The sequence below is a fragment of the Frondihabitans sucicola genome, assembly GCF_030296615.1.
Lineage (GTDB): Bacteria > Actinomycetota > Actinomycetes > Actinomycetales > Microbacteriaceae > Frondihabitans > Frondihabitans sucicola.
Map to the genome: position 1 here is coordinate 1,767,788 of NZ_AP027732.1, position 19,505 is coordinate 1,787,292.

Consider the following 19,505-nt stretch of genomic DNA (forward strand, 5'->3'; position numbering starts at 1 on the left):
AGTGCGCAGGATCCCACGTCTCGGCGCCCTCTCGGCCTTCGCCGTCGCGCTCTCGATCCTGCTCGTTCCCAATCTGCTCTCGGCCGACTCGGCGCGTGCCGAATCCCTCCGCGACCGCGAGTACTGGCTGAACGACTACGGAATCCGGCAGGCCTGGTCGACCACCGAAGGGCAGGGCGTCACCGTCGCGGTCATCGACACGGGGGTCGACGGCACCGTGCCAGAACTGCAGGGTGTCGTGTCGGGCGGAACCGACTTCTCGGGCACGGGTGCGTCGAACGGGCAGAAGCCGATCGACGAGGACTCCTCACACGGCACCCTCGTCGGATCCCTGATCGCGGGGCGAGGGACGGGCCCGACCTCCGGCATGATCGGCGTGGCTCCGAAGGCGAACCTCCTGTCGATCTCGGTCGGTTTCGGATCGAAGGCGGTCGACCCCGACGGACAGATCGCCAAGGCGGTCGTCTGGGCGGTCGACCACGGGGCCAAGGTGATCAATATGTCGCTGACCCGGAACACGCTCGACTGGCCGGCGAGCTGGGACAAGGCGTTCCTCTACGCGATGCAGCACGGCGTCGTGGTCGTTGCGGCCGCCGGCAACCGGGGGAGCGGAACCGACGAGGTCGGTGCTCCCGCGACGATGCCGGGCGTCCTCACGGTGGCGGGCGTCGACCAGTCGAAGAACGCCAGCTTCGACGCCTCGAGCCAGGGGATCACGATCGGCGTGGCCGCTCCGAGCGAGGGCCTGGTCGGGGTCGCGCCCGGCGGCGACTACCTCCTCTGGTCGGGCACCAGCGGTGCGACCCCGATCGTGGCGGGTGTCGCCGCGCTCGTGATCGCCGCGCACCCGGGCATCTCGGCGGACGACGTGATCCAGCGCATCGTCTCGACGGCCACGCCCAAGGGCTCCCCGTCGCCGGGGCCGATCTACGGCCACGGTCTCGTCGATGCCGAAGCCGCCGTCACGGCCGACGTGGCGCACGTGACGACAAATCCGCTCGGCGACCTCTCCGAGTGGATCCGGCTGCATCGGCGGGCTGCCGCGACGCCTCAGCCGACGTCGTCACCGGTGCCCACCAGTCGGGTCACGGCGACACCGACGACGGCTGTCGCCAATAGAGACGAAAACGCTGGATTCCTGCCGACAGTCGAGGGCTGGAGAGCGTTCGGCATCCCGCTCGCGGTTTATTCTCTCTTTGGAGTCATCTTGCTCGCCGTCGTCATCGGGGCCGTGCGGCATTTCAGAAGGTTGCGAGCCAGGCGCTAGCCTGGTTCCCGTCCACACCTACCTAGGAGTCCATTTCTCGTGCCCAAAATTCTCATCGTCGGCGGCGGCTACGCCGGTTTCTACACCGCCTGGAAGCTCGAGAAGTGGCTGCGCAAGGGTGAGGCCGAGGTCACTGTCGTCGACCCGCTGCCGTACATGACCTACCAGCCGTTCCTCCCCGAGGTCGCTGCCGGTTCGATCGAGCCTCGCCACGCCATCGTCTCGCTGCGTCGTCACCTCAAGCGCACCAACGTGATCACGGCGAAGGTGTCGAAGATCGACCACGCCACCAAGACGGCCACCATCACGCCCGAGGTCGGCGACGAATGGACCATCGACTACGACCAGGTCGTCGTCACGGCCGGTGCCGTCTCGCGCACGTTCCCGATCCCCGGTGTCGCCGACGAGGCCATCGGCCTCAAGACGATCGAAGAGGCCGAGGCCATCCGCGACAAGCTCCTCACCAACTTCCAGAAGGCCGCCAACCTCCCCGCCGGCCCCGAGCGCGACCGCCTGCTCACGACCGTCGTCGTCGGCGGCGGCTTCGCCGGCATCGAGATCTTCGCCGAGCTGCGCAGCTTCGCGACCGACCTCCTCAAGAATTACCCCGGCCTCACGATCGACGACACCCACTTCCATCTCGTCGAGGCGATGGGCAGGATCATGCCCGAGGTCGCCCTCGAGACCAGCCACTGGGTGCTCAAGAACCTGGCCGAGCGGCAGGCCATCGTGCATCTCGAGACGCAGCTGCAGTCGGCCGTCGGCGGCAAGGTCGAGCTCTCGACCGGTGAGTCGTTCGAATCCGACCTCATCATCTGGACCGCCGGCGTCATGGCCAACCCGGTCGTTCGCAACACCGACTTCCCGCTCGAGGCCCGCGGTCGCATCACCGTGCAGCCCGACCTTCGCATCATCACCGAAGACGGCACCGTCGTGCCCGACGCGTGGGCCTGCGGCGACGTCGCGGCGACGCCCGACCTCACCGGCGCCGGCGTCGGTGGGTTCTGCGTGCCCAACGCGCAGCACGCCGTCCGCATGGGCAAGCAGCTCGCGAAGAACCTCACCGCGACTCTCCGCGGCGAGAACACGAAAGACTACAAGCACGACAACCTCGGCGCCGTCGCGGGCCTGGGTCTCGGCATCGGTGTCTTCCAGAGCGGCAAGTTCGCGCTGAAGGGCTTCCCGGCGTGGGCCGCACACCGCGGTTACCACGGCCTCGCGATGCCGTCGTACGAGCGCAAGATCCGCGTCGTCACCGGTTGGGCGAACAACATGATCCTGGGTCGCGACATCGCGTCGCTCGACAACGTGACCAAGCCTCGCGCGGCGTTCGAGGAGTTCGCTTCTCGGCCGAAGCCCGCTGCTCCGGCCGCGCCGGTCGAGGCCGCACCGGCCACGGCGCCCGAGATCGGGAAGCCCGCCGGCGAGCCCGGCCCGGCCTACGCCAACCCCGCCGACGGCGAGAAGAAGGCCGCACCCGTCAAGAAGGCCGCCGCGCGCAAGCCGGCCGCGAAGAAGGCGTCGGAGCCCGCTCCCGCCGCCGAGTAGATTCCGACCGCACGGTTCGCCCCCGACCGCACATTAGTGTGGTCGGGGGCGTACTTCGTGCTCGGAGCGCTTCTGCGGAGGATGCCCCCGTAGCCCGATCGGTACGACGATGGAGTCGACCGAAATCGTGGTTCGGTTGAGAAAGAGGAATGCCCCCGTAGCCCGATCGGCACGACGGTACAGTCGACCGAAATCGTCGTTCGGTTGAGAAATGAGGAAGGCCCCCGTAGCCCGATCGGCACGACGATGGAGTCGACCGAAATCGTTGTTCGGTTGAGAAAGAGGAATGCCCCCGTAGCCCAATCGGCAGAGGCAGGCGACTTAAAATCGCTTCAGTCAGGGTTCGAATCCCTGCGGGGGCACCGCTGCGCTAGATCAGGTCGTCGGCTGCCGGCTCGACGTACCGCACCCAGACCCAGGTGCTCAGCGCGATCACGGCGAATGCGATGGCGGCCACGATGAGGGGCAGTACGGGGAAGGCCTCGTCGGGGTTGCCCGCGTAGACGACGGCGGCACACGCGACGCCGACGACGACGAGACCGACCAGTGTCGGCCGCGACCAGGAGTACAGTGCGCGCCCGGGCAGCCGCCCGATCGGGACGAGCAGCAGGATCAGGGACCCTAGACCGGTGAGGCACACGGTGGCGAGGGTCTCGCGGCTGATCTCGACGGCGAAATCGGTGCTGGCGGCCGGCAGCAGCCCGTGGACCACCCAGGCGGCGAACGAGACCACGGCGAGCGACGAGAGCTGCACCGTGGCCAGGATGCCGCCGCGCCGGACGTCGCCCGTCTCGTCGAGGTCGCGGCCGGCACCGTCGACGAGGAGGCGGCGGCCAGGACGCCCAGGACCATGGGGGGATCGATGTCGAACACGCGCGTGACCAGACAGGCGAGCGCCGCGGCGACGAGCAGCCCGGGGAGACCCGCAGGTGCAGTCGGAAGCCGAGGCGTCGCCCGACCAGCAGGCTCGGGAGCACGACGCCGAGCGCGTTGATCAGCCCGAGACCGATGACGATGGCGACGACCAGGCGGACATAGCGGAGCTGGTCGTCGACTCCCGCTGCGAGGGCGACGAGCAGCGCCCCGACGACCAGCGCAGCGGTGGTCGCGGCCACCGGCGACAGGGTCGGCGAATCGTCGCTCGGGCTGCGCACCCGATTACGGCCCGTGAGCCGGCGCGCCCGAACGGCGAGCCGGCCACCGAGGGCCGTCGCTGCGAGGCGGAGGGGAGCCAGCACGAGCACGACGAAGATCAGCCCCAGTGCCAGCGCCCAGACCCACGACCATCCTCCGAACCCTTGCGCGAGGGTGGGGAGGTTGCGTCCGAAGCCGGTGGACCCGGTCCACGACGAGGCCGCGGCCATGGACGAGCCGGAGCCGGCCTCCGCACCGCCGCCGCCCGATCCTGCGCCCTGGCCGCCTCCGGCACCGGAGCCGCCGGGACCGCCACCGCTTCCGGACCCGGAAGACCCGGACGACCCGCCCGAACCCGGCGCGCTCGGGGCCGCGCTCGAGGCGGATGGGGAGGGCTGCGGCTGAGACGGCTGAGACGGCGTCGATGGTGGCGTCGTCGCCTGCGGCGTGCTGGTGGACGTCGTGTCGGCGAAGGTCACCTTCGAGCCGGCGGTCGGGGCCCCGTAGTTGCCGGCGGGATCGCGCTGAGCTGCCTGCACGGTGCGGGTGCCGGCCGGAATGAGGAGACCGGTCGACGTGCAACGCCAGCGGCCGTCGTGGACGACGGCGGTGCAGACCGGATTGCTGTCGACGTAGGTGGTGACGGTGTCGCCCTCTTCGCCCGTGCCGTCGAAGACGAGAGGCTGCGCCGACACCGTGGAGTCGGCGACGGGGTGCTGGACGCGCGGGGCCGGGGAGCCTCCCGGTCGATCGTGATCGAGATCGCCGACGAGGCCGAGGAGACGGGCACGTCGGGAATCGCGGCGGACGACTGCGTGGCCGTCGCGACGTACGAGCCGGAGGGCACCGTCGACGCCGGAAGAGTCGCCTGCCAGGCGCCGGTCGAGTCGGCCACCGCCTTGATCTGAACGGCGGTGCCGGTCTTCGCCGCGGTGACGGTGGCGACGACGCCGGCCCGCGGGTAGGCGATGCCGCTGACGCGGGCGCCCTTGGCGAGGCCCGAGGCCGTGGCGAAGACGGGAGGGGTCAGGACCGAGAAGGTCGGTGACTGGACGTCGGCGAGCGAGGTGTTCTTGACGTCGCGAACCGTGAGCCTCTGGCCGGCGCCGCTGGTGACGGTGATCCGGCAGCTCCAGGTTCCGTCGGCGGGAACGACGAAGTCGGGGCAGAGCGAGGACGCAGGATGCACCGGGTCGAGGATGCGCAGTGTCGCACCGGGCGTCGCCGTGCCGCGCGCCGTGGTTCGCGCGGAATCGGAGTTGGCGACCTGGATCGTCGGTTCGACCGGAGGAGCGGGCGTCGGCGACGCGATGTTGGTCGAGCCCGAGCCGGGAGCGGCGCCTGCTCCGGCAGGGGGAGCGGAGGCTGCTGCATCGGCCGGTGACTGCGAGCCAGCGATTCCCGCGAGGGCGAGGGCGAGCACGGCCAGAGTCGCGCCGACGATGCCCATCGTGCGACGCCCGTGAACCAGTCGCCTCGCGAGAACCGGGCTGCTCCCGGGCAAGACGGCATCACGCTCGCCGCCAAGGGCCGCGGAGCGTGTCGAGCTGGGGGTCGTGTTGGTGAGCACTGTCACCCAGTTACGCAATTTCTGGGGTACAAGTCAATCCACCGTGCGGTTGATCTCGGGAAGAGTATGTGAATCGTTAGCAAACTCCGGGTGCCGTAGAACAACACGGGTCGGCGTGAGTTAGCTCCGAGAATGCCCAGCCGGCTCGGAGGTCTCGCCGAGCCCGCCTATAGTGATTTGCGGATCAACAAGGAGCTCTCGACCATGGATTCCGCCCTCGTAGGCATTCTCATCGCGGTAGGCATCGTCGTCCTGCTGCTCATCATCATCGGCATCTACCTCTGGGCGACGTACAACTCGTTCGTGAAGTTGAAGGTGCGCGTCGACGAGGCGTGGAGCGACATCACGGTGCAGCTCAAGCGGCGCGGTGATCTGATCCCGAACATCATCAGCAGCGTCAAGGGCTACGCCTCGCACGAGTCCGGTGTGTTCGAGAGCGTGACGAAAGCTCGAGCCGAGACGCTCAGCGCGTCGACTCCGGCCGAGGCCAGCGCGGCAGAGGGCCACCTGCAGACCTCGCTCAAGAGCATCTTCGCGGTCGCCGAGGCCTACCCGCAGCTCCAGGCGAGCCAGAATTTCCTGCAACTCCAGTCGGAGCTGGTCGACACCGAAGACAAGATCCAGGGCGCCCGCCGCTTCTACAACGGCGGCGTCCGCGAGTTCAACACCAAGACCACCGTCTTCCCCAACACGCTGTTCGCGCGTCGTCTCGGCTTCACGGGCCGCGACTTCTTCGAGGTGTCCGAGCCGTCGGCCATCGCCGAACCGCCCCGCGTCCAGTTCTGATCCCACGCCAGAAGCCACCGGCCTCCCCTAGAGACGCTCACTCATGTACAGCGCCGTCGCGCGGAACAAGCGCAACACCGTCTTCATCATCCTGATCTTCCTCGTCATCATCGGCGCGCTCGGGTTCGGGGCCAGTGCGCTCTGGAACAATCCGTCGATCGGCTTCACCGTTCTGGTGATCGCGGCTCTGTACGCCCTCGTCCAGTACTTCTGCGCTTCCCGGCAGGCGATCGCGATGAGTCACGGCATCCGCATCGACGCCGCGACCGAGCCGCGGCTCTGGCGCACCGTCGAGAACCTGTCGATCACTCTGGGCATGCCGATGCCCGAGGTGTACGTCGTCGACGACCCGGCACCCAACGCGTTCGCCACCGGTCGCGACCCGCAGCACGCTGTCGTCGCCGCGACCACCGGTCTTCTCGCGATCATGGACGACACCGAGCTCCAGGGCGTGATGGCCCACGAGATGGGGCACGTCAAGAACTACGACATCCGCGTCTCGACCATCGTCTTCGGGCTGGTCGTGGCGGTCGGCTTCCTCGCCGACATCCTGCTTCGTATGTCGTTCTTCGGGGCGATGTTCGGCGGCAACAACGATCGACGCGGCAACAACGGCGGCGGAGGCGGGGGCAACCCCGTCATGCTGATCGTCGGTATCGCCGCGATGGTCGTCGCACCGCTCGCCGCCGCCGGAGTCCAGGCGGCGGTGTCGCGGCAGCGCGAGTATCTCGCCGATGCCACCGGCGCCCTGACCACGCGCTACCCCGAGGGCCTGGCCCGCGCCCTCGAGAAGCTCGGCGCGTACGGGCGGCCCATGCAGCAGCAGAACTCGTCGATGTCGCACCTCTGGATCAGCGATCCGATGCGCCCGGGTGCCATGGCGCGGATCTTCAGCACGCACCCGCCCCTGGCCGACCGCATCGAGCGCCTCCGCTCCACCGCCGGCACCTTCTAGCTCGCGCGCCCTCGAGGCACAGGCGTCTCGCTGCGGGAGGCGGGTCTAGGCCGTGGTCACCACGGCCGCGAGCGCCGGAGCCAGGTCGCCACGCGGCATCACCTCGACGGAGTCGAGCCCCTGCCAGGCGGCCGTGCGCTGCAGGAGCGCGGCCAGACGGTCGAGATCGAGGCTCTGCCCGGCCTCGCGCCACGCCGCCTGCACGCGCAGGATGCCGGCCTGTCGATCGCTCTTGAGGTCGACCCGACCGACGAGGGCGTCGTCTTGCAGGATCGGCAGCACGTAGTACCCGAAGACGCGCTTCGGCTGCGGCGTGTAGATCTCGATTCGATAGTGGAAGCCGAAGAGGCGCTCGGCCCGCGAGCGCTCCCATACGACGGGATCGAAGGGCGACAGGATCGCGTCGGCCTCGATTCGTCGGGGCAGCCGCGCCTCGGCGTGCAGGTAGGCGTGTTTCGACCACCCGGGCACCTCGACCCGATCGAGCGCACCCTCGTCTTCGAGTTCGCGCAGGACGGGGAGAACGTCGACGGCCTTGAGCCGGAAGTAGTCGGCGAGATCGGACGCCGTGCCGATGCCGTGCGCCTTCGCCGCGTGCGTGACGAGCGCGCGGTGGGCATCATCGCGCGAGACCTCGGCGTCGAGCACCTCGGCGGGCAGGATCTGCTCGGGCAGGCCGTAGGTGCGCTCGAAGCGGGTGCGCCCCGCGCTGACGACGTCGCCGGTGCGGAACAGCACCTCGAGACCGCGTTTGACGTCGCTCCAGCCCCACCAGGGCCCCTGGCGCACGTTCGCGTCGTGTTCGATCGCGCTGGCCGGCAGCGGGCCGGAGGCGCGGAGCTCGTCGAGGAGCCAGGCCAGCATCGGCTTGTTGGAGGCCGCCCACGAGTCGTCGTGCGTCGCGAAGTCGTCGCGGTACTGCTCCATCCGCCAGCGCCAGAGCGGCCACGAGGTGACCGGGAGGAAGGCCGCCTCGTGCGCCCAGTACTCGGTGTAGCGGCCCCGCCGTGCGAAGGTCAACCGGTCGGCGAGCGGTCGGTCGTAGGCACCGAGACGCGCGTACAGGGGGAGATAGTGGCTGCGCTCGAACACGTTGACCGAGTCGATCTGCAGGAGGCCAAGGCGGTCGATCGTCTGATTGAGCTGGCGAGTGCCCGGAGGGCCTGCGGCAGGACGCCCGAAGCCCTGAGCCGCGAGGGCGATTCGACGGGCCAGAGCGGGTGAGACGACGGACTTTGCCACGTCGTCGACCCTAGGGCCTGCCACCGTCATTCCTTCATTGCTCCCGACGACAGGACTCCCCGGCGGCTCTCAGGCCAGTCCTAGACTGGCGCAATGCAGTCCGCGCGTGAGGAGGAGCCCGACACGGGCGCCGACACGCGGCCGTCGCCGGACGGCGTGCCCGCGGGCATGGTGATCGCCGGCGAGTGGGCCTGGCGCCTCCTCGCGGTCGCCGGGGTGATCGCCCTGTTCCTCCTGCTGGTCTCCGAACTGCAGGTCATCGTCATCCCGCTGATGGTCGCGATCCTGATCTCGGCCCTGCTCGTCCCCGGCGCCGCGTACCTCCGCCGCCGCGGCTGGCCCAAATGGCTCGCCATCATCGTGACGCTCGTCGTCGTGATCGGCGTGCTGACCGGGCTCGGTTTCCTCATCGTCGACGAGATCGCCGACGGGCTCCCCTCGCTCGTCCGACGGACCATCGAGGCGTATCACGACGCGCGCGGCTTCCTCATGGGCGGCCCGTTCCATTTCACGCACGAGCAACTGCACGACTTCTATCGCGACGTCCTCAAGGCGATCCAGTCCGACACGGACGCGTTGCTCGCCCGGGCCGTGTCGGTCGGGTCGACACTGGGGCGCTTCGTGACGGGGCTCTTCATCGCCATCGTCGCCACCGTGATCCTGCTCGTCGACGGGGCGGCTGTCTGGCGCTTCGTGGTCCGGCTCTTCCCCGACGCGCTCGCGAGGCCGTCGACGGGGCCGGCCGCGCGGGCTGGGTCACCCTGACGAGCTTCGTCCGGGTGCAGATCTTCGTCGCGTTCGTCGACGCGCTGGGCATCGGGGTGATCGCCGGAATCCTGCGCATCCCCCTCGCGCTCCCCATCGCGGTCGCCGTCTTCCTCGGCTCGTTCGTGCCGGTGGTCGGGGCGGTCGTCACGGGAATCCTCGCCGTCTTCGTCGCTCTCGTCTACAACGGCCCCGTCGTCGCGCTGATCATGCTCGCCGGAGTGCTCTTCATCCAGCAGATCGAGGGGCACGTCCTGCAGCCGCTCGTCATGGGCACCGCGGTCAAGGTGCATCCGCTCGCCGTGGTGTTCGCCGTGGCGACGGGCTCGCTCGTGGCGGGCATCGCCGGTGCGCTGTTCGCGGTGCCGGTCGTGGCGACGGTGAACGCAATGGTCCTGTTCGTCGCCGGCGGCCGCTGGCGGCAACCTCACAGGCCCAGCGAAGACGATATGGTGCCGCAATCACGTGCGGCGATGAAAGGTGAACCCGAAGATGTCTGACCTCACCCTGGCAGGCCCGACCCTGGCCGAATTCCGGCAGGCGCGCGAGCGCGTGTCCCGCGTCACCCACGTCACGCCGATGGAGAGCTCCTCGTTCCTCTCCTCGGCGCTCGGCGCTCCGGTCTTCCTCAAGTGCGAGAACCTCCAGCGCACCGGATCGTACAAGATCCGCGGGGCGTACAACCGTCTGTCACAGCTCGACACCGACGAGCGCACCCGCGGTGTCGTGGCGGCTTCCGCCGGCAACCACGCGCAAGGGGTCGCCCTCGCCGCGCGCGAGCTCGGCATCCCCGCCACGATCTTCATGCCGGTGGGGGCCGCCCTGCCCAAGCTGCAGGCCACCCGCGACTACGGTGCCGAGGTCGTCCTGAGCGGCCACTCCGTCGAACAGTCCCTGGCCGCCGCGAAAGAGTTCTCCGAGCGGACCGGCGCCGTGTTCATCCCGCCCTACGACCACGCCGACGTCATCGCCGGTCAGGGTACCCTCGGCCTCGAGATCCTCGACCAGGTGCCCGACGTCGAGACGATCGTCATGGCGATCGGCGGCGGAGGTCTCATCTCGGGCGTGGCCAGCGCGGTCACCCAGGTGCGCTCCGAGACGGGCGGCAGCATCAGGATCATCGGTGTCCAGGCGGCCAATTCGGCTCCCTACGCCCTCTCGATGAAGCTCGGGGCGCTGACCGCCGTCGTGCCGACGCCCACCATCGCCGACGGCATCGCCGTGGCCAAGCCGGGCCTGCTCAACTTCGAGATCGTCCGCGAGACCGTCGACGAGGTCGTGACCGTCAGCGACGACGACACCGCCCGCGCGATCCTGGTGCTCCTCGAGCGTGCCAAGCTGGTCGTCGAGCCGGCGGGGGCGGTCGGCGTGGCCGCGATCCTGACCGACCAGATCCAGCCGCTCGGCAAGACCGTCGTCGTGCTCTCGGGCGGCAACATCGATCCGCTGATGATGGAGCGGGTGATCAGCCGGGGCCTCGCGGCCTCCGAGCGGTACCTGCACTTCCGGGTCATGCTGCCGGATCGCCCCGGTCAGCTCTCTCGCGTCTCCGAGATCATCTCCGAGGCGAACGCCAACGTGGTCGAGGTGCTTCACACCCGCCACGGCCGAGGTCTGCAGATCAGCGAGGTCGAACTCGAACTGAGCGTCGAGACCCGAGGGCCCGATCACGCCGAGCAGGTCATGGAGCGGCTCCGCGAAGCAGGATTCACGCCGGTTCCCGCCGACTCCTGACACGGCACGGGCGCAGGATCGAACGCGACTCGCGTGATCCTGCGCCCGTGAGGCTCAGTCGTTACGGCTGGTAGGGCTCGACCGACGTGATCGAGACGGCGATCTCTTTGCCGTTCGGGGCGACGTAGCTGGTCGAGGTGCCGGCGGCCTGGCCGTTGATGGCTTCGCCGAGCGGGCTCGTGGGGCTGTAGACCGTGAGGTCGCTGCCGGGCGCGATGATCTCTCGGCTGCCCAGGACGAACGTCGACTCGTCTCCGGCGATGGTCGCGGTGATGAGCATGCCGGGCCCGACGATGCCGGTGTCGGCTGCGCCCTCGGAGATCGTGGCGGTCTTGAGGAGGTTCGTCAGCGTGCGGATGCGCGCCTCGATTTTCGCCTGCTCGTCTTTGGCGGCGTGATAACCGCCGTTCTCCTTGAGGTCGCCCTCTTCGCGGGCGGCCGAGATTCGTCCGACGATCTCGTCGCGACCGGAGGTGCTCAGGGTCTCGAGCTCTGCGGCCAGGCGGTCGTAGGCCTCCTGTGAGAGCCAGGTGGCGGAATCGGTGTTGCTCATATCTTCTCCTCCTCGTCGGCGCGGCAAGCCGCCAGTGGACGACCCACCCCTGGGGTGTCGCGCCGAAAAATGAGACCGGCCGTGTGGCCGGTCTCGATGGTGAATCAAGCGAGCTTACGGCAGCCAGCACTTGTCGATCAAGCCCGTGACGCCGCGATTCATCGTCTTGATCTGCGTCGTGTAGGTGTTCGACGACTGCGTCGACGCAGGCAGATGAACCACCTTCCAGCCGACCACGTCGAATCCGGAGTTCAGGACCTCGATGGCGCAATCGACCTTGGTGCCGGCGTTGACACTGACCTCGGAGGTGACCGTCGCGGAGTGGTCGTCGTGGATCACGTAGCCGGCGTCGTTCGTGTCGACCGAGGCGCTGGTGCCGTCGAAGGCGGCGAAGATCACCCACGCGCCGAAGACCACGACGAAGGCGCCGCCGACGATGACGGCGATCCAGCGTCGACGGAGGCGATACGAGCGGGTGCGGCCGTAGCGGCGGTCGAGAGCGGACTCGCCGTCACCTCGGGTGCGCGGGCCTGCTTGCGTTGGGCTGGGAGCCACCGGTGTTTCTCCGTCCGATTATCCTTGAGCACAGGTTAGCAACGCTGGCCGTGACAGAAATCTGAGGAACTCCCCGTGACCCTGCGCCTCCTGGCGGTGCACGCCCACCCCGACGACGAGTCCAGCAAGGGCTCCGCCACCTATGCCCACTACGTCAAGCACGGAGCCGAGGTGCTCGTGGTCAGCTGCACGGGCGGCGAGCAGGGCTCGATCCTCAACGACAAGCTCGAGCCCAAGGCGCACGCCGAGCGCGACATGGCGGGGCTCCGGGTCCTCGAGATGGCACGGGCGCAGAAGGCGATGGGAGTCCAGCACGCCTGGCTGGGCTACCACGACTCCGGACTCCCCGAGGAGGGCGAGAGCGTCGCGGTGAACTCGTTCGCCACGATCCCGCTCGAGATCTCGACCGAGCCCCTGGTGCGTATCGTCCGGCGCTTCAAGCCGCAGGTGCTCATCACGTACGACGAGAACGGCGGCTACCCGCACCCCGACCACATCCGCACGCACGAGGTGTCGGTGGCGGCGTACGAGGCGGCCGCCGATCCTGCGCGCTACCCCGACGCCGGTCCCGCCTGGCAGATCTCGAAGCTCTACTACGACCGCATCATGAACGGCACACGCATGCGGGCCATCTACGACGCGATCAAAGAGGAGACCCCGACTCCCCGGTCCTGGCCCAGATGGACGAGATGTTCGAGCGCTGGGGAGACGACCGACCCGACCTCTCGACGACGCACGTGAACGTCGCCGATTCGTTCCCCGCGCGCGACGACGCTCTGCGGGCGCACGCGAGTCAGATCGATCCCGACGGATTCTTCTTCCAGTACCCGCACGACCTCCAGGTCCGCGTCTGGCCGACAGAAGACTTTCAGCTGGTCGACTCCAAGGTAGAGACGACACTGCCCGAAACCGATCTCTTCGCCGGGATCACCGAAAGCGACCCCGCATGAGTCTCCTCACCCTCGCCACCATCGTGCTGGCCGAGACGGCCAACCCGTCGTCGCCCGCGGGCGTCCAGACCGTGCCCGACAACCAGGTCACTCCGGGCTGGATCGGATTCCTCGCGATCTTCGGCGTCGGCGTGGCCACCGTCTTCCTCATCATCGACATGACCCGGCGGGTGCGCCGCACGCGCTACCGCGGCGAGATCCGCGAGCAGATCGAGCTCGAGCGCCAGGAAGCAGCCCGTGCGGCTGAGGGGCTCGACGACGAGTTGCGCGACGGCGGCCACGTGGCGGAGGCGACGCCGGGGTCACCGACAGAACCCCGCTGATCCTGCGCCGTTTCGTTCCTATCGCGGCCCTGGTCCGGTTGCTGGCCTAACGGGCCACGAGCAGCACAGCCGTCCAATGGCAGAGGAACGCCAGCACGGTCAGAGCGTGAAAGACTTCGTGGAAGCCGAACACCCCGGGCACCGGATTGGGGCGCTTGAAGCCGTAGGCGACGGCTCCGAGAATGTAGAAGAGACCGCCGGCGAAGACCAGGATCATCGTCGCCGGGTTGGCGGCGAAGAGGTCTTTCACGTAGAGCAGCGCCCCGATGCCCAGCAGAACGTACAGCGGCGTGTAGAGCCAGCGGGGCGCTCCCGTCCAGAAGACACGGAACGCGATGCCGAAGATCGCCCCGCCCCAGACCAGGATCAGCAGGATCGTCGCCTTGTGCAGCGGGAGGGCCAGCACCGCGATGGGCGTGTAGGTGCCGGCGATCAGAAGAAAGATGTTCGAGTGGTCGAAGCGCTTGAGCAGGAGCTTTGCCTTCGGCTTCCAGTCGAAGCGATGGTAGGTGGCGCTCGTCCCGAAGAGGAGGAGCGACGTGGCGAAGTAGATCGATGTCGAGATCTTCGCGGGGACCCCGTCGGCCAGAGTGACGAGCACGATCCCGAGCGCGATGGCCAGCGGGAACGTCCCGGCGTGGATCCAGCCGCGCCAGGTGGGCTTGATCTCGAGCGTCGCCGTCATCCGGCGAGCATACGGTTCGGACCTGAGGGCCAGGAGTGGGCGATTTTCGCTCACATTTGCACGTGATACGTAATGTTCTGTACATTGACGGTGAGCCGCAGATGGCTGATCAGTTGGGAGAACATATGTCCACTCGCACGAAAACGACAGTTGCCGCCGGAATGGCGGCCGTTGCCGTTGCTGCATCGCTTTTGGTCGCAACGCCCGCTTCCGCGGCACCGACCGCGTGCAGTTCGGGGAAGGCATGCATGTATCGAAATCACACGTATGGAGGTGGCTACTTCAACTTCGTCAGCTACATTGCAAATCTCGATGGACGCAAATACGCAGACCTCGGCTACTTCAGCGCGAATGATTCCGTTTCATCCGTGTACAACAACGGCACGAAGAAGGCCGTGCGCTTCTACCAGACGAAGAACTACACCGGGCCCTACGTCGATCTGCCGTTGAAGACTGAAGATACGAATTTGAACGACGCGTCTGGACAGATCAAGAAGGTCTTCAACGACCGGATCAGTTCCGCCAAGTTCATCTGATGGCAGAGCCCGTCAGGCCCGTGCGCAGAATGATTGTCGTCGTTATGGCCCTGCCCCTCTTTCTCTCGTCATGCGCTTCGGAGTCATCCGATCAGGAGATAAGTGCGGTCAAGAAAAACATGGCTCAGTGGGCGCTGCCTCTGGATGCTTACCAGAACGACGAGGGCGGCAACGAGGCGTATGCCGAACAGCTCCTGGTCGGCGGGTGTCTGGAGTCGCAAGGCATATCGTGGCCAGTCGCGTATCAACCTGAACAAGCGGATGGCAACGGCAATACTGCGTCCAACGGCCGAACTCTCTTTTCCTCGGACATCGCGCAGAGATTCGGCTATCACCAAGCGAGGACGATCGACCTCCCCGGTTTCGAAAAGGCTCGCGAGATCGAAGAGGTGCCGCGCGAGCTCAGCGCGAGCGAGGATGAGGCGTTCACACAGTGCCTTCGTCAAGCGCGGCAGAAAATGGGAACCGAAGATCCATTGCCTCAGCTATCTCAGGAGTTCGCCGTCGAGCCCTACGACGAGTCGGAGAGGTCGGCACCTGTCCGGGCGGCGGCCAAGAAATGGGTGACCTGTATGAAGCCTCTCGGAATCAGCGACCTGGGTTCCAGTCCGAGTGAAATGCCGAGCGACTCGCTGGCGAAGAGGTTCGGGCTGGCTGGCGACGGAAATACGTCGCCCAAGCCGCACTCTGACGAAATTGCGATCGCCGTGAAAGACGCGTCGTGCCGGACATCGAGCGGCTGGACCCACGTCCTCTACGACACTGAATACGAGCGGCAGCTTCCGGTTGTCGCAAAGCATGCGGATGAACTGAACCGGCTTCGGATTCAGATCAAGGCGCGTCAGGAGCGAGTCCATCAGGTCATCGCTGACAACGCCCCGGCGAGGTGATCTCGCGATGAAGCGCCGGTTGCTCGTGAGCGTAGGGGCGCTGGGGGTCGGGCTCCTGTTCGCTGGTGGCTGGGCTGCCGCGACCGCGCTGCAATCTCCCGCTCAACGCGAAGCCTCGGCTACTGCGCCCCGATCTGGCCCCGTGACAGCGCAGGTTACTCAAGGTGATCTGAGCCGGACGATTACGAGCGAGGCAACCCTTCAGAGGCAGACTCGACAGAGCCTCAGGTTTGTCGCGCCGGACGGTCCCGCTGTCGTGACGGGCAGGCCCCTCTCGTCCGGCCAGGCCCTCCTCGCAGGACGGGCTCTCACCGAGATCAACGGACGGCCCGTGTTCGCCATCCCAGGGGCGTTTGCGTTCTACCGAGACCTCGAACAGGGCATTTCCGGGCCGGATGTCCGTCAGCTTCAGCTGGGACTGACGAGCGCCGGCCTTCGAGTGACGACCGACGGCGTCTTCGGGGAATCGACCGAGGCTGCCGTAGCGGCGCTTTATGGCCGCAGCGGCTATTCGGTGCCGCGTGGTGAGGGTCCAAGCTCGGGAGACGAAACGCTGCAATCGCCTTCGAATGACGAAGTGGCTTCAGTACCTGCGCCGCCAAGTACTCCGACGGCCCCGTCGGTAATCCGCCTGCCAAGAGCCGAACTGACAGTCATGTCGACATCGTCGGCCCACGTTGTGAGCGTGCCGGAGGTCGGCTCGCCGATCTTGGACAGCACACTGGCGGTGGTGGAGCATGGGCCGATGGCAGCTGTCGCTGGGGTACCCGCGGAAGTCGGGTCAGCGATTCGAGAAGGGATGAAGGGCAGTCTCTCCATCGGTGGCGGTCGTCGACCCGTCACCGTGACTGCTGTAATACCGAACAAGGGCGAGGCCGAAACGAGCACGCGCATCGAACTGGCGGGGTCGACGGGTGAGCTCAGCGAGAGCGAGTCGGGGCACGAGGCACTCCTCGAGCTCGAAGTGGAGGTGGTCGACCGCGACTCCCTGCTTGTGCCGACCGTAGCCGTCATCTCCGGCGGCTCGGGTTCAGCGCGCGTACAGAAGCAAACGCGTCAAGGCAGCTTTGTCAGTATCCCCGTCACCGAGATCGGGCAGCTCGACGGCCGCAGCGCAGTAACGGCGACTGGAAGAGAAAAGCTTGCGCCCGGCGATCATGTGAAGGTCGGATGAAGTGCCGACTCTGATCCTGAAAAGAATTCGGCGCAGTTTCGTTCCCACGGAGGAGCCTGTGTTGAAGGGCGTGGATCTCACTTTGCCGCAGGGAAGCTTTGTAGTCATCGAAGGCCCCTCGGGTGAGGGCAAGTCGACACTCCTGAACGTGATCGGTCTCTTGGATTCGCCGGATTCCGGGAGCTACTCGATAGATGACCGGGAGGTGACCGAGCTTGCAGCAACGGAACTGACAGCGCTTCGCTCGGACACCTTCGGCTTCATCTTCCAGAGCTTTCATTTGCTCGACCGGCGCCCGGTGACGGACAGCGTGGAACTTGGGCTGCTCTATCGCGGGGTGCCCAGCCGCGAACGTCGTCGACTCGCTGTAGTGGCCCTCGACAAGGTGGGTCTCCGTGACCGTGGCGGACAGCGTTCGTCCACGCTCTCTGGCGGCGAGCGGCAGCGGGTCGCCATCGCACGAGCGTTGGCATCCGACACTCCCGTCGTCGTCGCCGACGAACCCACTGGAAACCTCGATTCCGCCAACAGCCGACGCGTCGTCGAGTGCCTGGCCGATCTCAACAGAGCCGGCCGAACCGTGATCCTGGTTACCCACTCCCCGGAGGTCGCGGCTGTTACGGAGGCCAGAGTGACCCTTCGTAACGGCACTCAGGTCGACGAGACGAGGTCGCGGGCGCCTGGGGCAGAGATCCCGCTCTCGAACGTCGATGTCGTCACTCCGCCGGTCGGCGCTCCACCGGGCCGGGCGTCCCGGCTGAGATTCCTGGACCTGCTGCGTGACTCCGTCTCCTCTGTCCGGTCACGCCCTGGTCGAAGTGTGGCCCTGATTCTGGCAGTGGCGGTCGGCGTAGCGCTGGCCGTGAGTACCCTCGGGCTGTCCGAGTCGGCGAGGTCGCAGGTCACTGACACGTTCGATGCTCACGCGAATCGATACGTCACGGCGTCCTGGGCTGGAGGAACACTGTCGTCTGCCGCTCCGCGGAACAACATCACATCTCGGCTCCGAGGGCTCGCAGGCGTTGAGAGTGCAGGTGTCCTGATCGAGAACGGGGGAACGTACGTTCGCGCGGCTCCTGCGCGCCCGTCGCTGCAAGTCCCGGAATTTCATGGGACGCCGTCAGCCCTTGCCGTAGCAGGGACGACGATCGCGTGGGCCACTGGTCACCACGGGAAGCTCGGGGCCGGTCAAGCCCTCATCGGACGAAGTCTTGCGAAGCAACTTGCCCTGTCGTCTGTCGACACGCGGCCGGTGGTCACGATCAGCGGCCAGGACCGGACGGTGGTCGGTATCGTCAGCTCCAGCCCGCGCCTGGCCGAACTCGTCGGCGCTGTGGTCGTGCCCATTCACGGCACCAGGATGTTTGACGAAGAGTCAGCTCAAGTCCACGCCCTGCTCGTGACCACTGCGGGTGCCGCCCAGCAGGTGGCGCGTCAGGTTGCCGTGGCGATCGATCCCTACCTGCCAGACGGAATTCACGTCGACGCGCCACCTGACCCGTCGAGCCTGCGAGCCGACATTGAGAGCGACGTTCAGATCACGCTTTGGGCATTCACTGTTCTGGCCCTACTCGGGTCTGTTGCTGGGCTGGCAAATTCAATGGTGCTATCGGTGATCGAGCGGCGTCACGAGTTCGGGCTTCGACGCGCGGTGGGTGCTCGACCGATCCATATCTCTGGGCTCGTGATGGTCGAGTCCGGCGTGATGGGGGTCGTCGGCGGTGTCATCGGGCTAGGACTCGGTCTAGCTGCCGTCATCGGTGTCACCATTGCGCGACAATGGATCCCCGTCTTTGACCTCCGTCTCGCGCCCGTGGCGATCGGAGGAGGCATCCTCGTCGGCGCGGCGGGAGGGTTGCTGGCGGCCGCGCGAGCCTCCCGGATTCTGCCGCATGACGCACTTCGCCACTAGCGTGCACGAATCGTTCGGAATGACTACTCGCCATCGTCGCAGGGGAGGACGCGACGGCTCAGGCGCGTGGACTACCGTAGCCTCGTGACGAAGCGGCGACGAACCCCGGGGACGACTCCGGTGACGCCACCGTCGGCCGCGGGTTCCTCTATGGGCTCTACCAGAACCGCATCCGGCGGGGCCTGGCCGGGCTCGACCTGCCGCACCACGTCGCCATGATCGTCGACGGCAACCGGCGCTGGGCGAAGGAGCGCATGCTCGAGACCGCCGCGCACGGGCACCGGGCCGGCGCGGCCAAGATCCGCGAGTTCCTCGTGTGGTGCGACGACCTCGGCATCAAGGTGGTGACCCTCTACCTGCTCTCCGCCGACAACCTGACCAACCGCGACAACGGCGAACTCGACGCTCTGGTCGAGATCATCGCCGAGCTCGCCGACGATCTGTCACGCTCGCGCGACTGGCGCGTCCAACACGTCGGATCGGTCGACGGTCTGCCGGTCCCGCTCGTCGAAGCGTTGTCGGCCGCCGAGTCGAGCACCGCCTCGCACACGGGTCTTCACGTCAACCTCGCCGTCGGCTACGGCGGGCGCCGCGAGATCGTCGACGCGCTGCGGAGCATCGTGCGCCAGCACGGCGAGGGCGGCGGCACCATCGACGACCTCGCCGAGGTGCTCACGCCCGAGATGATCGCCGACCACCTCTACACCGGCGGGCAGCCCGACCCCGACCTCGTCATCCGCACGTCCGGAGAGCAGCGGCTGAGCGACTTCATGCTGTGGCAGAGCGCCCACAGCGAGTTCTACTTCGTCGAGGCGTACTACCCCGACCTGCGCGAGGTCGACTTCCTCCGCGCCGTCCGCGACTTCGCGAATCGTCACCGACGGTACGGGAGCTGACCGCTTCGGCCATTGCGGTACCCGGTTCCC

The 19,505-nt window shown here is 67.4% G+C and carries 18 protein-coding genes, 1 tRNA gene and 2 pseudogenes; 15 read left to right on the forward strand and 6 right to left on the reverse strand.

Annotation, left to right across the window (positions count from 1 at the left end; translation table 11 throughout):
* Position 1 precedes the first annotated feature (1 nt).
* The 3 genes from QUE79_RS09120 to QUE79_RS09130 all read left to right on the forward strand — a co-directional run bounded on the left by QUE79_RS09120 (position 2) and on the right by QUE79_RS09130 (position 3,177).
* Positions 2-1,267, forward strand: a complete 1,266-nt coding sequence (locus tag QUE79_RS09120) for a S8 family peptidase (RefSeq protein WP_286346385.1) — start codon at positions 2-4, stop codon at positions 1,265-1,267.
* 39 nt (positions 1,268-1,306) lie between these two features.
* Positions 1,307-2,815, forward strand: coding sequence for an NAD(P)/FAD-dependent oxidoreductase (locus QUE79_RS09125; protein ID WP_286346386.1), 1,509 nt, complete (start codon positions 1,307-1,309; stop codon positions 2,813-2,815).
* Between the two features lie 288 nt (positions 2,816-3,103).
* A tRNA-Leu gene (locus QUE79_RS09130) sits at positions 3,104-3,177 on the forward strand.
* A gap of 8 nt (positions 3,178-3,185) precedes the next feature.
* Here QUE79_RS09130 and QUE79_RS09135 read toward each other — a convergent pair.
* Positions 3,186-3,569 (reverse strand): hypothetical protein, encoded by a 384-nt coding sequence (locus QUE79_RS09135; protein ID WP_286346387.1) that lies wholly within the window; start codon positions 3,567-3,569, stop codon positions 3,186-3,188.
* Positions 3,570-4,424: 855 nt separating this feature from the next.
* Positions 4,425-5,525 carry a hypothetical protein gene (locus QUE79_RS09140; protein ID WP_286346388.1) on the reverse strand — a complete coding sequence of 367 codons (1,101 nt, stop codon included), beginning with the start codon at positions 5,523-5,525 and terminating at the stop codon, positions 4,425-4,427.
* A gap of 198 nt (positions 5,526-5,723) precedes the next feature.
* On the opposite strand from QUE79_RS09140, the gene QUE79_RS09145 reads away from it, so the two are divergent.
* Positions 5,724-6,305 (forward strand): LemA family protein, encoded by a 582-nt coding sequence (locus QUE79_RS09145; RefSeq protein ID WP_286346389.1) that lies wholly within the window; start codon positions 5,724-5,726, stop codon positions 6,303-6,305.
* A 43-nt stretch (positions 6,306-6,348) separates the two neighbouring features.
* Positions 6,349-7,260 carry a M48 family metallopeptidase gene (locus QUE79_RS09150; protein WP_286346390.1) on the forward strand — a complete coding sequence of 304 codons (912 nt, stop codon included), beginning with the start codon at positions 6,349-6,351 and terminating at the stop codon, positions 7,258-7,260.
* 45 nt (positions 7,261-7,305) lie between these two features.
* Here the strand turns inward: QUE79_RS09150 and QUE79_RS09155 are convergent, their stop codons facing one another.
* The gene (locus QUE79_RS09155) at positions 7,306-8,532 is read right to left on the reverse strand and encodes a winged helix-turn-helix domain-containing protein (RefSeq protein ID WP_434011041.1); all 1,227 of its coding nucleotides are present in this window, start codon (positions 8,530-8,532) and stop codon (positions 7,306-7,308) included.
* A 243-nt stretch (positions 8,533-8,775) separates the two neighbouring features.
* Here QUE79_RS09155 and QUE79_RS09160 point away from each other — a divergent pair.
* Both QUE79_RS09160 and ilvA read left to right on the forward strand, forming a co-directional pair.
* Positions 8,776-9,767: pseudogene (locus QUE79_RS09160) on the forward strand (AI-2E family transporter).
* Positions 9,760-11,001, forward strand: a complete 1,242-nt coding sequence (gene ilvA / locus QUE79_RS09165) for a threonine ammonia-lyase (protein WP_286346392.1) — start codon at positions 9,760-9,762, stop codon at positions 10,999-11,001. The pseudogene QUE79_RS09160 and the gene ilvA overlap by 8 nt, the downstream one beginning before the upstream one ends.
* Positions 11,002-11,062: 61 nt before the next feature.
* Here ilvA and greA read toward each other — a convergent pair whose 3' ends face one another.
* The gene (greA, locus tag QUE79_RS09170) at positions 11,063-11,554 is read right to left on the reverse strand and encodes a transcription elongation factor GreA (protein ID WP_286346393.1); all 492 of its coding nucleotides are present in this window, start codon (positions 11,552-11,554) and stop codon (positions 11,063-11,065) included.
* A 114-nt stretch (positions 11,555-11,668) separates the two neighbouring features.
* On the reverse strand, positions 11,669-12,109 hold the full coding sequence (locus QUE79_RS09175; RefSeq protein WP_286346394.1) for a DUF4307 domain-containing protein: 441 nt from the start codon (positions 12,107-12,109) through the stop codon (positions 11,669-11,671).
* 75 nt (positions 12,110-12,184) lie between these two features.
* Between QUE79_RS09175 and QUE79_RS09180 the strand changes: the two genes are divergently transcribed.
* The 3 genes from QUE79_RS09180 to QUE79_RS09185 are packed head-to-tail and all read left to right on the forward strand — an operon-like array spanning position 12,185 to position 13,382.
* Complete coding sequence (locus QUE79_RS09180) at positions 12,185-12,850, forward strand: PIG-L family deacetylase (protein WP_350271673.1); 666 nt, start codon at positions 12,185-12,187, stop codon at positions 12,848-12,850.
* Positions 12,847-13,059, forward strand: a complete 213-nt coding sequence (locus tag QUE79_RS25435) for a hypothetical protein (RefSeq protein WP_350271674.1) — start codon at positions 12,847-12,849, stop codon at positions 13,057-13,059. Before QUE79_RS09180 ends, QUE79_RS25435 begins: the two co-directional genes overlap by 4 nt.
* Positions 13,056-13,382 carry a hypothetical protein gene (locus QUE79_RS09185; protein WP_286346395.1) on the forward strand — a complete coding sequence of 109 codons (327 nt, stop codon included), beginning with the start codon at positions 13,056-13,058 and terminating at the stop codon, positions 13,380-13,382. The genes QUE79_RS25435 and QUE79_RS09185 overlap by 4 nt, the downstream gene beginning before the upstream one ends.
* Before the next feature lie 46 nt (positions 13,383-13,428).
* Here QUE79_RS09185 and trhA read toward each other — a convergent pair whose 3' ends face one another.
* Entirely contained in the window at positions 13,429-14,067 is a 639-nt protein-coding gene (trhA, locus tag QUE79_RS09190) for a PAQR family membrane homeostasis protein TrhA (RefSeq protein WP_286346396.1), read from the reverse strand.
* Positions 14,068-14,168: 101 nt separating this feature from the next.
* On the opposite strand from trhA, the gene QUE79_RS09195 reads away from it, so the two are divergent.
* From QUE79_RS09195 to QUE79_RS09215, 5 genes and pseudogenes are all read left to right on the forward strand, one after another.
* The gene (locus tag QUE79_RS09195) at positions 14,169-14,603 is read left to right on the forward strand and encodes a peptidase inhibitor family I36 protein (protein ID WP_286346397.1); all 435 of its coding nucleotides are present in this window, start codon (positions 14,169-14,171) and stop codon (positions 14,601-14,603) included.
* Positions 14,603-15,493 (forward strand): hypothetical protein, encoded by an 891-nt coding sequence (locus tag QUE79_RS09200; RefSeq protein ID WP_286346398.1) that lies wholly within the window; start codon positions 14,603-14,605, stop codon positions 15,491-15,493. Before QUE79_RS09195 ends, QUE79_RS09200 begins: the two co-directional genes overlap by 1 nt.
* A gap of 331 nt (positions 15,494-15,824) precedes the next feature.
* Positions 15,825-16,667 (forward strand): peptidoglycan-binding domain-containing protein, encoded by an 843-nt coding sequence (locus QUE79_RS09205; protein WP_286346399.1) that lies wholly within the window; start codon positions 15,825-15,827, stop codon positions 16,665-16,667.
* Between the two features lies 1 nt (position 16,668).
* On the forward strand, positions 16,669-18,579 hold the full coding sequence (locus QUE79_RS09210) for an ABC transporter ATP-binding protein/permease (RefSeq protein WP_286346400.1): 1,911 nt from the start codon (positions 16,669-16,671) through the stop codon (positions 18,577-18,579).
* A 134-nt stretch (positions 18,580-18,713) separates the two neighbouring features.
* A pseudogene (locus QUE79_RS09215) lies at positions 18,714-19,475 on the forward strand (isoprenyl transferase); the annotation flags it as partial.
* Positions 19,476-19,505: the final 30 nt, after the last annotated feature.

Excerpts from the sequence above, each read along its gene's own strand:
- QUE79_RS09150 (WP_286346390.1), top strand. The coding sequence starts at position 6,349 with ATGTACAGCGCCGTCGCGCGGAACAAGCGCAACACCGTCTTCATCATC.
- QUE79_RS09145 (WP_286346389.1), top strand. The coding sequence starts at position 5,724 with ATGGATTCCGCCCTCGTAGGCATTCTCATCGCGGTAGGCATCGTCGTC.
- QUE79_RS09185 (WP_286346395.1), top strand. The coding sequence starts at position 13,056 with ATGAGTCTCCTCACCCTCGCCACCATCGTGCTGGCCGAGACGGCCAAC.
- trhA (WP_286346396.1), bottom strand. The coding sequence starts at position 14,067 with ATGACGGCGACGCTCGAGATCAAGCCCACCTGGCGCGGCTGGATCCAC.
- QUE79_RS09195 (WP_286346397.1), top strand. The coding sequence starts at position 14,169 with ATGGCTGATCAGTTGGGAGAACATATGTCCACTCGCACGAAAACGACA.
- ilvA (WP_286346392.1), top strand. The coding sequence starts at position 9,760 with ATGTCTGACCTCACCCTGGCAGGCCCGACCCTGGCCGAATTCCGGCAG.
- QUE79_RS09155 (WP_434011041.1), bottom strand. The coding sequence starts at position 8,532 with ATGACGGTGGCAGGCCCTAGGGTCGACGACGTGGCAAAGTCCGTCGTC.
- greA (WP_286346393.1), bottom strand. The coding sequence starts at position 11,554 with ATGAGCAACACCGATTCCGCCACCTGGCTCTCACAGGAGGCCTACGAC.
- QUE79_RS09200 (WP_286346398.1), top strand. The coding sequence starts at position 14,603 with ATGGCAGAGCCCGTCAGGCCCGTGCGCAGAATGATTGTCGTCGTTATG.